A 12,437-nucleotide genomic window follows, 5' to 3' on the forward strand; every position below is an offset into this window, starting at 1 on the left:
GTTGTGCGCGATGCCGAGATCGCGCACAACGGCCACCATGCGGCGCGCCACGTCACGGGTCTCTTCACGCGTGGCGCCGGGCAGCACCGCCGCGAATTCCTCGCCGCCCAGCCGGGCGCAGAACTGCTCGCCGGAGAGCGTGCGGGCCAGGGCGCCGGCAATCTGCCGCAGGCAGTCGTCGCCGGCCACGTGGCCATGCAGGTCGTTGTATTGCTTGAACTGGTCCACATCCAGGATCAGCAGACCCAGCGCCTGGCTGCGCTCGCACGCCCGGGTCACGGCCGCGATCGACTCGCGCTGGAAGTAGCGCCGGTTGCGGATGCCGGTCAGGGCGTCGATGTCCAGGTCGGCCTGCACCTGCCACAACTGCTCTTCGGTCTGGCCGAGCCGCGCGGTCAGGGCCAGCTCGCGCGACTGGAAGCGGCTGATGTCGCGCAAAAACAGCAGGCTGCCGATCTGCCTGCCGTCCAGGCGGGCGACACGCTCCACGGTAAGCTCGAAGGGCGCGCCCGGTGGCACGAAAGGCGTGGCCGCGAGGCTGGCAGTGTCGGCAGGCGAGTGCTGCAGCGCGGTTTCCCAGCCGGAGGGCAGTGGGTCGCCGCGGCGCAGGGCCGGCCAAAGCTGCGCGGCGGCCGGGTTGAATTCGACGATGGCGCCATGGCTGTCGACGATCACGCAGCCCTCGCTGAGGGCATCGAACACCTGCAGGCGGGCGTAGTGGCCGATATCGTCAAGGTGCGTGCGCAGCGCGCAGAACCAGACCAGCGCCGCCATCAGCGAGAACGTCGCCGGCGTCAGGTCCCCGCCCAGCGGCCCGGTCCAGCGGTTGAGGTAGGCGACATTGGCAACCAGGGGCAAGGCCAGGCCCGACGCCAGGATGGCGCGGCCCCGCCGCGACAAGGCCCCGTTGGGCACTTCGGCCGTCACCAGGAAATGCAGGCTCACCCCCAGCAGCAGGTACGACCAGGCCGCCACCGCGGCATAGCCGATGCCATGGTCGAACACCGCACCGGGCAGTACGCCGGGAGGCATCAGCGTGATGCGCGGCCAGATCAGCCGGTGGCGCTCGTTGGTGAAGACCATCACCACGGTGACCACGGCCACCAGCACGGGCAGCCACAGCCTGGACCAGGGCACCACATAGCGCGGGCGGCTCAGGTGCACCATCGCCACCAGCCAACCGATCGGCACGGCGACGATCCCGAGGTACTGGATCTTGGCCCACAGGATGCGCCCTTCCAGGTCCGTGGAGCTGATCTCGAGCAGGCGGCCGCCGCTCCAGGTCGCCGCGCCGAATGCCAGCACCAGGAACGCCTGGACGGTCGGATCGTCGCGCCGCGGCCAGGTGGCGATGGCCATGCCGATGCAGGCGACCACGGCGACGGTAAGCAGGAGAACCAGGGAATATGAGGGCATTGAAGGCGGAGCGCGTCCCGAGACCCGGGCGTTGGTTCCGGCGATCCGCGATCTCGTCAGCCAGCATGATACCGGGCTGCGCGGCTGGCTTGGCAGTGGGTGCGCCGATGCAACAGGTGGCAGGCAAGGGGTGCGCGCGCGCCACTACCTGGCGCCGGGCGAACCGATCGGGATGATCGCCGCGACGGCGCAAGGCGGGGGCGGCCGGGTCATGCCGGCCGCGGGGTTTCGCGGACCAGCCAGAAGGGGACGTCGGTGACGTCCTTTTGCATGTCTTGCCAGTCAGGCATCAGGCCCCGCGTCAGCAGGTGGCCCCAGCCATCGATCCACTTCTGCTGGGCCCGGGCGTACAGCTCCAGCATGGCCGATGCATAGTGCAGCGGGCCGCCGATCAGCGGCAGCTCGCAGGCAATCTCGCGCGCATAGAAGGCCTCTGGCTCCGGCGCGAGGATCGCGCCCATGGCATCGAACTGCAACTCCTCATACATGGTGCGGGCGAACTCCAGGTTGAGTTCGGCCATGCGGCGCCAGTTGTCCGCCAGGTCGGCCTGCATGGCCTCGACCTGCTGCGCGCCGGAGAAGAAGGTGGGAAACGGCCGGAAGCCGAGCGGCCAGAAGGTTTGCATTGCGGTCATCATCACGGGAATCTCCGGTGGTGGGCGTGCGCGCAGCGGGGCGGCAGTTGCTGCACACGGCGATGCCGACATGCGGGCGGCACACCCGGACTAGCTTATGCGGTAACGGCGCGCATCGCCATGTCGGCATCCTGGTACCCGAGTGTGTCAGTCACTTGCACCCCAGCCGCCTGGCCAGCTTGTGCAGGTTGCTGGCATCGATACCCAGCTGGCGCGCTGCCTGCGCCCAATTGCCACCCTGGTCCTTCAATGCCTGTTCGATGCAGGCGCGCTGGGTTTGCTCGACCGCGTCGCGCAGGGTGATGCCTGCAGCAAGCGCCGGGGCGGCGAACGCGCTGGCCATGCCGGCGCCGGCATGGTGTGCCGCGGGCACTTCCAGTCCGTCGAGGTCGAGCAGTTCAGGCTCCAGCGTCACGATGTCATTGCGGCCCGCGCCACGGCTGACGGCACGCAGCGCCGCGCGGCTGATCACGTGTTCCAGCTCGCGCACGTTGCCGGGCCAGCGGTAGCTGCGCAGCGCATCCTGCGCACCGCCTGACAGCCGCAGGCTGCGCAGCCCCAGGCGCGCGCGGTTCAGCTCCAGGAAGCGCCCGGCCAGCAGCAGCACGTCGTTGCCGCGCTCGCGCAGCGGCGGGATCGGGATCGGGTAGACCGACAGGCGGTGGTACAGGTCGGCGCGGAACGAGCCGTCGCGCACATGCTCGCGCAGGTTGCGGTTGGTCGCGGCAATCACGCGCACGTTGACGCGGCGCGGGCGGTCCGAGCCCAGCCGCTGGATCTCGCCGTTCTGCAGCGTGCGCAGCAGCTTGGCCTGGATCGCCAGCGGCAGTTCGCCGACTTCATCGAGGAAGAGGGTGCCGCCGTCGGCGGCCTCGAAGCGTCCCGGGCGCTCGCCGGTCGCGCCCGAGAACGCGCCGCGCGCGTGGCCGAACAGCTCGCTTTCAGCCAGCGACTCCGGCAGCGCCGCGCAGTTGACATGCACCAGCGGCTGCGCGCGCCGGCGCGACTGGCGGTGCAGCCGGTGCGCGAACAGCTCCTTGCCCACCCCGGTCTCGCCCAGCAGCAGTACCGGCAGGTCGGTATCGGCCACCACCTCCAGCTCATGCAGCAGGTTGGCGATGGCCTCGCTCTGGCCGATGATCTCGCCGCCGATGTCGCCATGCTGGGCCGTGCCTTCGTCGGCCTCGGGCGTGCCGCGTGCCAGCTGCAGCGCGCGGATCTCGCCTTCCAGCCGGGTGGTGCGGATGGCCGCTTCCACGATCACCGTCAGCCGCTGCAGCTCGGCCTGGGCCGCGGCATCGAAGGTGCCGATCGCCAGCGCATCCAGCGTCAGCGCGCCCCAGGGCTGGCCGTCCACGGCCAGGCTGGTGCCCATGCAGTCGTGCACCGGCAGCGGCTCGCCAACGTGCTCGTCGATCAGGCCGTCGTATGGGTCGGGCAGCATGCTGTCGTGATGGAAGCAGGTCACCCCGCGCCGCGCCAGGATCGCGGCCAGGCGCGGGTGCAGGCCGACCGCAAAGCGCCGGCCCAGCGCATCGCGCACCAGGCCATCGACCGCAACGGGGCGCAGGTGGTCTACTTCCAGCCGCAGCAGCGCCACCGCGCCACAGCGGAAATGCGTGCGCAGCATGCTGACCAGCCGCTGCAGGCGCACCGCATGCGGCAGGTCGGTGACAAGGTCGGCCAGCAACTCGGGATACATCGCGCTCGGTAGCATGGTTAAAAATACCATCAGGGTGATAAGTACCGCGAGAAGTATAGGGTACTAATTACCGTCAGTGTTTCAACCCATTGATCTGGATAGGTTTTTTTCAGGCACGCTCCTCGCGTAAGTCGTGCAGGCATAACTTACACATGGAGCAACCATCATGACCTTGCAGGACCACTCGCTTGGCCAACTGGCCCGCCTGATCCCTGGTGCCACCCGGATCTTCCACGGCTACGGGCTGGACTTCTGCTGCGGAGGCAAGCAGACCCTGCGCGACGCCGCGCAGCAAAAGGGTCTCGATGCGGCTGCCGTCGGCACCATCGACGCCCAACTGCGCGCGCTGCAGGACGAAGGGTCGTCGGCACAGGACTGGAACACGGCGGCGCCGGCCGAGCTGATCGAACATATCCTCACGCGCTTCCATGCGCGCCACCGCGAGCAGTTGCCCGAGCTGATCCGCCTGGCGCGGCGCGTCGAGCAGGTGCACGGTGACCGGCCCGATTGCCCGCTTGGCCTGGCCGACCACCTGAGCGAGATGCTGGGCGAGCTGGAAACGCATATGCAGAAGGAAGAGCAGGTGCTGTTCCCGATGTTGTCGCGCGGCCTGCATGCCGCCGCGGGCCGGCCGATCACGGTGATGCGCGCCGAGCATGACGACCACGGCGTGGCGTTGCAGCGGCTGGCGGCGCTGACCAACGACATCACGTTGCCGCGCGCGGCCTGCAATACCTGGCGCGCGCTCTACCTGGGCCTGCGCACGCTGCGCGAAGACCTGATGGAACACATCCACCTGGAAAACAACGTGCTGTTCGAGGTCGCCACCGCCGCCGCGCAAGCCACTAGCTGCGGTTGCTCGACGCACGCCTGAGCCCTCCCGCCACCATAACCAACGACTTCGCATCATGGGTTCCTACCGCAGACTCTGGTTCCTGCTGATCGCCGTGCTGGCGGTCACGTTCTCCCTGCTCGGCTACTACGGCGTCGAGGTGTACCGGCAGGCCCCGCCAATGCCGGCCAAGGTCGTCACGACCGAGGGCCGCACGCTCTTCACCGGTGAAGAGATCCTGGACGGCCAGACCGCCTGGCAATCCGTGGGCGGCATGCAGCTGGGCTCCATCTGGGGCCACGGCGCCTACCAGGCGCCGGACTGGACCGCCGACTGGCTGCACCGCGAACTGAGCGCGTGGCTGGAGCTGGCCGCGCAGGACGCCAACGGCCGGCCCTATGCGCAACTCGACGCGCCGGCGCAGGCCGCGCTGCGCGAGCAGCTGCGCACCGAGTACCGCGGCAATGCCACCGATCCGGCCACCAACGTGCTGACCGTGTCGAAGCGCCGCGCGCAGGCCATTGCCGACACCGCCGCCTACTACGACCAGCTCTTCTCCGACGCGCCGGCGCTGCACACCACGCGCGAGCACTACGCGATGAAGGAGAACACGCTGCCCAGCGCCGAGCGCCGCGAACAACTCACGCACTTCTTCTTCTGGACCGCGTGGGCCGCATCGACCGCGCGCCCGGGGCACGAAGCCACCTACACCAACAATTGGCCGCACGAGCCGCTGATCGGCAACCAGCCCACCAGCGAGAACGTGGTGTGGTCGGTAATCAGCGTGGTGGTGCTGCTGGCCGGGGTCGGCTTCCTGGTATGGGCATGGGCCTTCCTGCGCGGCAAGGAAGACGCGCCGCCGCAGGCGCCGGCACGCGATCCGCTGCTGGCCGTGGCGCTGACGCCGTCGCAGCGCGCGCTCGGCAAGTACCTGTTCCTGGTGGTGGCGTTATTCGTGTTCCAGGTGTTCCTGGGCGGCTTTACCGCGCACTACACCGTCGAAGGCCAGAAGTTCTACGGCATCGACGTCTCGCAGTGGTTCCCCTACGCACTGGTGCGCACCTGGCATATCCAGAGCGCGCTGTTCTGGATCGCCACCGGCTTCCTGGCCGCGGGCCTGTTCCTCGCGCCGCTGATCAACGGCGGCAAGGACCCGAAGTACCAGCGCCTGGGCGTCGAAGTCCTGTTCTGGGCACTGGTGGTCGTGGTGGTGGGATCGTTCACCGGCAACTACCTGGCGATCGCGCAGAAGCTGCCTGCCCACCTGAACTTCTGGCTGGGCCACCAGGGCTATGAGTATGTCGACCTGGGCCGGCTGTGGCAGATCGGCAAGTTCGCCGGCATCCTGATCTGGCTGGTGCTGATGATGCGCGGCATCCTGCCGGCGCTGCGCGCGCGCGGCACCGACCGCAACCTGCTGGCGCTGCTGACCTCGTCGGTGGTGGCAATCGGCCTGTTCTACGGCGCGGGCCTGGCCTACGGCGAACGCACCAGCCTGACGGTGATGGAGTACTGGCGCTGGTGGGTGGTGCACCTGTGGGTGGAAGGGTTCTTCGAAGTTTTTGCCACCACCGCGCTGGCCTTCATCTTCTCCACGCTGGGCCTGGTGTCGCGCCCGATGGCAACGGCCGCCAGCCTGGCCTCGGCCTCGCTGTTCATGCTGGGCGGGATTCCCGGCACCTTCCACCACCTGTACTTTGCCGGCACCACCACGCCCGTGATGGCAGTGGGCGCTGCCTTCAGCGCGCTGGAAGTGGTGCCGCTGATCGTGCTGGGCCATGAGGCCTGGGAGAACTGGAGCCTGAAGCGGCGCGCGCCGTGGATGGCAGACCTGAAGTGGCCGCTGATGTGCTTTGTCGCGGTGGCGTTCTGGAACATGCTGGGCGCCGGGGTGTTCGGCTTCATGATCAACCCGCCGATCGCGCTGTACTACATCCAGGGACAGAACACCACGCCAGTGCATGCCCATGCCGCGCTGTTCGGGGTGTACGGGTTCCTGGCGCTGGGCTTCACGCTGCTGGTGCTGCGCTACGTGCGCCCGGCCTACCGGCTCAGCCCAACGCTGATGAAGACCGCCTTCTGGGGGCTGAACCTCGGCCTGGTGCTGATGATCGGCACCAGCCTGCTGCCGATCGGCATCATCCAGTTCCTGGCCAGCGTCGAGCATGGCACCTGGTATGCGCGCAGCGAGGCCTTCATGCAGCAGCCCATCCTGCAGACCCTGCGCTGGGTGCGCACCTTCGGCGACGTGGTGTTTATCGTCGGCGCGGTGTCGTTTGCCTGGCAGGTGGTGCTGGGGCTGGCGAATCGTACGCCGCTGGCGGCGGATGCGGTGCCGGCGCGGATGAAGACGGCGGTGCGCTGAAGTCCAGTTTAACGAGAAGCAGTGCTTGGCCCGCCGGGGGTACGCGGCGGGCCGCATTTTATTGCCAACACGTCTAACGCATGGTCTCCAGCAGCGCGATCCTCAGGAACTCCCGCAGCGCATGCGTGTGCTCGTCAGGTCCTGGATCGAGTCTCCAGATCAGGCCGACATCCATGGATGGGACCCGGTCGGAAAGGCTGCGGCGCAGGATGCGCTGGCCCTCCAGTGACCACGGCCGGTAGACCAGATCGGACAGGATGGAGACGCCGCGTCCCGCCGCTACCAGGCTGCGGACGGCTTCGATCGAGCAGCTTTGCAGGCGGACGCTCGGCGTGAGCCCGTACTGCCCCCAGTACTTGATCACGGTGGCAATATGCTCGTCCATGTCGAGCAGTATGTAGTCGTGCCGCGCCACGTCCGTCAGGCTGATCTGCTCGAGCTGCATCAGGGGATGGTCAGGATGGCCCCAGAGTTGCCGCGGCGACCGAAGCAGGGTTTCGCAGCCGATGTGATGCATCTCCGGCAGGTTGGAAACCAGCAGCAATGCCAGGTCGAGCTTGCCGGCCTGGATATCGGCCTCGATATCGCCGCGAGGCCTTTCCAAGATTTCGAGCTCGAGTAGCGGAAACTTTTGTTCAAGCGCCGGCAGCAGCTTGGGCAGCACGTACGCCGTGATGGTCTCGGTGACACCGAGGCGGATGGCGCCTGCTACCGTGCTGGGGGTCACCGACGCAGCGCTGACGGCATCCCGTACCGCCGCCTCGATCTGCTGGGCATGCCGCAGGAAGCGGATGCCGGCCGCGGTCAGCTTTACGCCGGCTGCGTGCCGGGAGAACAGCGGGGCGCCTACGACGTCTTCCAATCCCTTGAGTGAGGCAGTCATGGACGATTGCGAAACATTGCAGCGTTGCGCCGCTCGCGACACCTGGCCCGTCTCAGCAATTGCCACAAAGTGCTGTATCTGTTTCAAGGTTGGGAGCATCGATTTTTCCGATATTGCAATGTCAGAACTATGAATTAGCTATATCGCCCCATGCTAGCTAGCATCCAGCACGAATACAAGTTGCTGGAAGTGGCGATGAGCGAAGTCGAACAGAAGGGTTTTTGCACGCTGTGTCGTTCCCGCTGCGGAACGATCAATGTCGTGAAGGAAGACATCCTCGTTGCGGTCCGCCCGGATGGCGAACACCCCACGGGCAAAGCGATGTGCCTCAAGGGAAAGGCAGCGCCCGAACTCGTGCACAGCGCCGAGCGGCTGTTGCACCCGATGCGCAGGACGAACCCAAAAGACGCAGCGGATCCAGGGTGGGTGCGCATTTCATGGGAGGAGGCGCTCGCTCAGATCGCGGCGCGCCTGATTGAGGCGCGCACCACGCTGGGTGCGGAGTCGGTTGCCTTCGCCGTGACCACACCCAGTGGCACGGCGCTGTCGGATAGCATCGACTGGATCGAGCGTTTCGTCCGCCTCTATGGCAGCCCCAACATCTGCTACGCGACCGAGATCTGCAACTGGCACAAGGACTTCGCGCATGCCTTTACCTTCGGCTGCGGGATGCCGACGGCGGATTACCGCAATGCCGAACTGATCCTTCTGTGGGGACACAATCCCGCCAACACGTGGCTGTCGCAGGCAGAGGCCATCGGCGCCGGACGGGCCGCCGGCGCCAGGCTGATCGTGGTCGACCCGCGGCAGACCGGGCTGGCGGAAGAAGCTGATCAATGGCTGCGCGTGAAACCTGGCAGCGACGCCGTGCTGGCCATGGCATTGGCCAACCTGCTGATCGAGGCCAATGCCTTCGATACCGATTTCGTGCGGCAATGGACCAACGGTCCGCTGCTGGTACGCAAGGACAATGGCGCCTTGCTGCGCGGGCGCGACATCGGTCTCGGGCAGGCAGACGCCTTTGTCGTCTGGGACGCCCACCAGCACACGGCCATGCCGGCGGGCGGCCAGTGTCATGATCCCAACCGCATCGCGCTGCGCGGAACCTTTGAGGTGACCGTTGCCGATCGCCATGAGCAGGCCACGCTGCTGTGCCAACCGGCGTTCGAGCTCTATGCGGCGGAATGCGCGCGCTATCCCGCCGATCGCGCGGCCCGGCTGACGTGGATTCCGGAGGGCGATATCCGCCATGCCGCGAACATGATCGGCGCGGCACGGCGCGTTGCCTATCACGCCTGGTCCGGCGTCGGCCAGCATGAGAACGCCACGCAGACCGAGCGTGCGATTGCCTGCCTCTACACGCTGACAGGCAGCTTCGACCGGCGCGGTGGCAACCGCATTTACCAGAAGCCGCCGTTCAATGCGGTGAGCCGCCTGGACCTGCTTAGCCCGGAGCAGAGGCGCAAGGCCTTGGGATTGTCCGAACGCCCGCTGGGGCCGCCCGCGCAGGGCTGGATCACCGCGCGCGACCTGTATCGCGCCATCACCGACAAGAAGCCCTATGCGGTGACGACGCTGATCGCGTTCGGCACGAATCCGCTGCTCTCGCAGCCGGATGTGGCAATGGGTGAGCAGGCACTGCGCGCACTGCCGTTCTACGTGCATTGCGATCTGTTCGAGAACCCGAGCGCAAAGTATGCGGACATCCTGCTGCCCGTGAGCACGCCATGGGAACGCGAGGGGCTGCGCATCGGCTTCGAGGTTTCTGCCGAGGCTGAGCAGTTGGTGCAGTTGCGCCAGCGCATGGTCCCGCCGCGCGGCGAGGCGCGCTCAGACAACGAAATCGTGTTTGCGCTGGCGGCGCGCATCGGGCTGCAGGAAGCCTTCTTCGGCGCAAGTCTGGAAGCCGGCTGGGACTACATGCTCGCGCCGATGAGGTTGACCGTGGCAGCGCTTCGCCGCAAGCCGGAAGGGGTACGCATCCCGGTCGAGGACACCGAGATGAATTACCGAATGGGCAAATCCGCCAGGCCTTTCAATACGCCGACAGGCCTGGTCGAGCTGTACTCCGAACGGCTGCTCGCGCATGGCTATTCGCCTTTGCCCGGCTACCAGGAAACTTCGGTTGAACAGGGAGATACCGCGCAATCTGCGTTCCCCTATGTGTTGACGTCGGCAAAGAATGGCTACTACTGCCACAGCCAGCAGCGCGGTGTCGCGTCTTTGCGGCGCAAGGCGATGCTGCCGCGGCTCGACATCTCCAGGGAAGCCGCCGCGGCACGGGACATCCGCAGCGGCGACCCCGTGCGCGTCTCGACGCCGGGCGGCAGTGCACTGTTCACGGCACGCATCGATCCGGGCCTGCATCCCGCCGTGCTGGTGGGCGAGTACGGCTGGTGGCAACGCTGCGACGCGATGGGGCAAGCACCGCTCGCCGTGCGTGGCGCGGACAGTGTCAACTTCAACGGGCTGATCGATGCCCAGCGCCAGGACCCGGTCAGCGGTTCGTCGCCGTTGCGCGCCTATCGCTGCAGCATCGAGCGCGAAGCCGCTTTCGATATCCGGCGCCGGCCGTGGGAAGGCTTCCGCGCGTTCCGCGTGGTGGCGTTGCGCAAGGAAGCCGCCGATGTCACATCGGTGTACATGGCGCCCATCGATGGCGGCCGCCTGCCCGATTTTCTGCCGGGCCAGCACGCGACCATCCGGTTGTTCATCGGCGGCGCGCGGCAGGAGGTGATCCGGTCCTACTCGCTGACCGGACCCGCGATCATGGCTGACCGTCAGTGCTATTCGATCTCGGTGCGACAGGCAGTGGCGCGGCTCGCCAATGGTGAACTGGTGTCCGGCCGCGCCTCATCGTTCATCAACCAACAGCTCGCAGTCGGCGACGTTGTCGAACTGCGCGCGCCCGGCGGCACCTTTGTCATGCCGACCCGTACCGCGCGGCCCCTTGTGCTGCTTGCCGGCGGCATCGGCATCACGCCTTTCATCAACTTGCTGGAGTCATTGGCCGGCCAGACGGAGCCGCCCAGGATCCTGCTGCTCTATGCCAACCAGAACGGTGCGACGCACGCCTTCAAGCGCAGGATTCGCGAACTGGAAGCGGCGATCCCCACGCTGTCCGTGGTCAATTTCTACGATGCGCCGGCTGACGGGGACATCGCGGGGCGCGACTTCCACGTGCATGGGCGCGTATCCGCCGACGCGGTCCCGCAAGCGCTGCTCGCCTTGCGCCCGCTGATCTACATGTGCGGCCCGGTTCCGATGATGACTGCCTTCGCCGAGGGCATGGCCGCCAGAGGCGTGCCGCACTTCGATATCCACAAGGAGATCTTTCGCTCTCCGGCTGTCGCGAAGATCGAGCACGGACAGGCATTCCAGGTGCATTTCCGCAGGTCGGGGGTCGTCCACCAATGGCGTTCCGAGGACGGCGCTCTGCTCGGCTTTGCCGAGGCGCGTGGCGTGCGCTTGCCCAGCGGGTGCCGCGTCGGGCAATGCGAAAGCTGTGCCGTCAGGATCGTTTCCGGGTCGGCGCACCACTTGCAAGGCGAGGTACCCGATGACCCCGGTGTTTGTCTCGCGTGCCAGGCCGTGCCGGCCAGTGACCTGGTAATCGATGCCTGATTCCCTTTCTACTTCTGACCCGATAACACCATGCTGAATATCGATGCAGAGAGAGCGCGCGCGTCGCTCCCGTTTGACCGGCTTGTTGATGCACTCAAGGAAGCGTTCGCCTCTGGCTGCGAGGTGCCGCTGCGGCATAACCATACCGTCACCACTGCGCAGGGCCAGCAGGGGACGCTGCTGCTGATGCCGGCCTGGAGCCCGTCGCAGGGATACCTGGGCGTCAAGACCGTCTCGATCTATCCCGGCAACGCCGGGCGCTCGCTGCCGGGACTGTTCTCGACCTACATCCTCTACAGCGTGGAGACCGGCAAGCCACTGGCGCTGATCGACGGCAACGAGATCACGTCCCGGCGCACAGCGGCCGCGTCTGCGCTCGGCGCCTCCTTTCTCAGCCGCAAGGACGCCAGATCCATGCTCTTGCTGGGCGCCGGCCGGGTGGCCAGCCTGGTGCCGTATGCCTGGCGCAGCGTTCGGCAGATCGAGCGGGTCGGGGTGTGGGACATCAACCCTGCCCAGGGCCGCCGGCTGGCCGAACAGCTTTGCAGCGATGGCTTCGACTCATACGTGGTGGACAGGCTCGAGACGGACACCTGCGCCGTGGACGTCATCAGCGCGGCGACGCTTTCGACCGAGCCGCTGATCCGTCGCGAATACCTTCGTCCCGGCACCCATGTCGACCTGATCGGTGGCTTTACGCCAGCGATGCGTGAAACCGATGACGCTTGCTTTGCGGGCACCTCTGTATTTGTCGATACGGACGAGGCGGCAACCAAGGCGGGCGACCTGCTGTCCCCGCTCGGCAATGGCGTGATCGCCCGGGAAGATATCCGTAGCGACCTTGCCGGTCTCTGCCGGGCCCAGCACGCAGGAAGAGTTTCAGACGATGAGATTACGGTCTTCAAGGCTGTCGGTACCGCCCTGGAAGATCTTGCCGCCGCGGCGATGTGTTTCGAAGCCGTGGCAAACAACTAGAACGA

The 12,437-nt window shown here is 66.8% G+C and carries 8 protein-coding genes; 4 read left to right on the top strand and 4 right to left on the bottom strand.

Annotated elements, in window-relative coordinates:
• From AC3WRI_RS19640 to norR, 3 genes are all read right to left on the bottom strand, one after another.
• Positions 1 to 1,416: histidine kinase N-terminal 7TM domain-containing protein (locus AC3WRI_RS19640; protein WP_492293853.1), on the bottom strand; the 1,416-nt coding region annotated here is incomplete at its 3' end.
• Positions 1,417 to 1,625: 209 nt separating this feature from the next.
• Entirely contained in the window at positions 1,626 to 2,054 is a 429-nt protein-coding gene (locus AC3WRI_RS19645; protein ID WP_010810644.1) for a polyhydroxyalkanoate granule-associated phasin, read from the bottom strand.
• A 148-nt stretch (positions 2,055 to 2,202) separates the two neighbouring features.
• Positions 2,203 to 3,768 (bottom strand): nitric oxide reductase transcriptional regulator NorR, encoded by a 1,566-nt coding sequence (gene norR / locus AC3WRI_RS19650; RefSeq protein WP_492293854.1) that lies wholly within the window; start codon positions 3,766 to 3,768, stop codon positions 2,203 to 2,205.
• Positions 3,769 to 3,919: 151 nt separating this feature from the next.
• On the opposite strand from norR, the gene ytfE reads away from it, so the two are divergent.
• Positions 3,920 to 4,627 carry an iron-sulfur cluster repair protein YtfE gene (ytfE, locus tag AC3WRI_RS19655; RefSeq protein ID WP_492293855.1) on the top strand — a complete coding sequence of 236 codons (708 nt, stop codon included), beginning with the start codon at positions 3,920 to 3,922 and terminating at the stop codon, positions 4,625 to 4,627.
• A gap of 34 nt (positions 4,628 to 4,661) precedes the next feature.
• Positions 4,662 to 6,950 (top strand): nitric-oxide reductase large subunit, encoded by a 2,289-nt coding sequence (locus tag AC3WRI_RS19660; RefSeq protein ID WP_010810641.1) that lies wholly within the window; start codon positions 4,662 to 4,664, stop codon positions 6,948 to 6,950.
• A gap of 73 nt (positions 6,951 to 7,023) precedes the next feature.
• Here the strand turns inward: AC3WRI_RS19660 and AC3WRI_RS19665 are convergent, their stop codons facing one another.
• On the bottom strand, positions 7,024 to 7,932 hold the full coding sequence (locus AC3WRI_RS19665) for a LysR family transcriptional regulator (protein ID WP_037024715.1): 909 nt from the start codon (positions 7,930 to 7,932) through the stop codon (positions 7,024 to 7,026).
• Between the two features lie 96 nt (positions 7,933 to 8,028).
• Here AC3WRI_RS19665 and AC3WRI_RS19670 point away from each other — a divergent pair, with 96 nt between their 5' ends.
• Together AC3WRI_RS19670 and lhpI are read left to right on the top strand one after the other, a co-directional pair.
• Positions 8,029 to 11,457, top strand: coding sequence for a molybdopterin-dependent oxidoreductase (locus tag AC3WRI_RS19670; RefSeq protein ID WP_492293856.1), 3,429 nt, complete (start codon positions 8,029 to 8,031; stop codon positions 11,455 to 11,457).
• Between the two features lie 30 nt (positions 11,458 to 11,487).
• A complete protein-coding gene (gene lhpI, locus AC3WRI_RS19675; protein WP_492293858.1) occupies positions 11,488 to 12,432 on the top strand; it encodes a bifunctional Delta(1)-pyrroline-2-carboxylate/Delta(1)-piperideine-2-carboxylate reductase in 945 nt (314 codons plus the stop codon).
• Positions 12,433 to 12,437 lie beyond the last annotated feature (5 nt).

The sequence above is a fragment of the Cupriavidus sp. FW305-27 genome (assembly GCF_058787995.1).

Excerpts from the sequence above, each read along its gene's own strand:
- AC3WRI_RS19645 (WP_010810644.1), bottom strand. The coding sequence starts at position 2,054 with ATGATGACCGCAATGCAAACCTTCTGGCCGCTCGGCTTCCGGCCGTTT.
- norR (WP_492293854.1), bottom strand. The coding sequence starts at position 3,768 with ATGCTACCGAGCGCGATGTATCCCGAGTTGCTGGCCGACCTTGTCACC.
- ytfE (WP_492293855.1), top strand. The coding sequence starts at position 3,920 with ATGACCTTGCAGGACCACTCGCTTGGCCAACTGGCCCGCCTGATCCCT.
- AC3WRI_RS19660 (WP_010810641.1), top strand. The coding sequence starts at position 4,662 with ATGGGTTCCTACCGCAGACTCTGGTTCCTGCTGATCGCCGTGCTGGCG.
- AC3WRI_RS19665 (WP_037024715.1), bottom strand. The coding sequence starts at position 7,932 with ATGCTCCCAACCTTGAAACAGATACAGCACTTTGTGGCAATTGCTGAG.
- AC3WRI_RS19670 (WP_492293856.1), top strand. The coding sequence starts at position 8,029 with ATGAGCGAAGTCGAACAGAAGGGTTTTTGCACGCTGTGTCGTTCCCGC.
- lhpI (WP_492293858.1), top strand. The coding sequence starts at position 11,488 with ATGCTGAATATCGATGCAGAGAGAGCGCGCGCGTCGCTCCCGTTTGAC.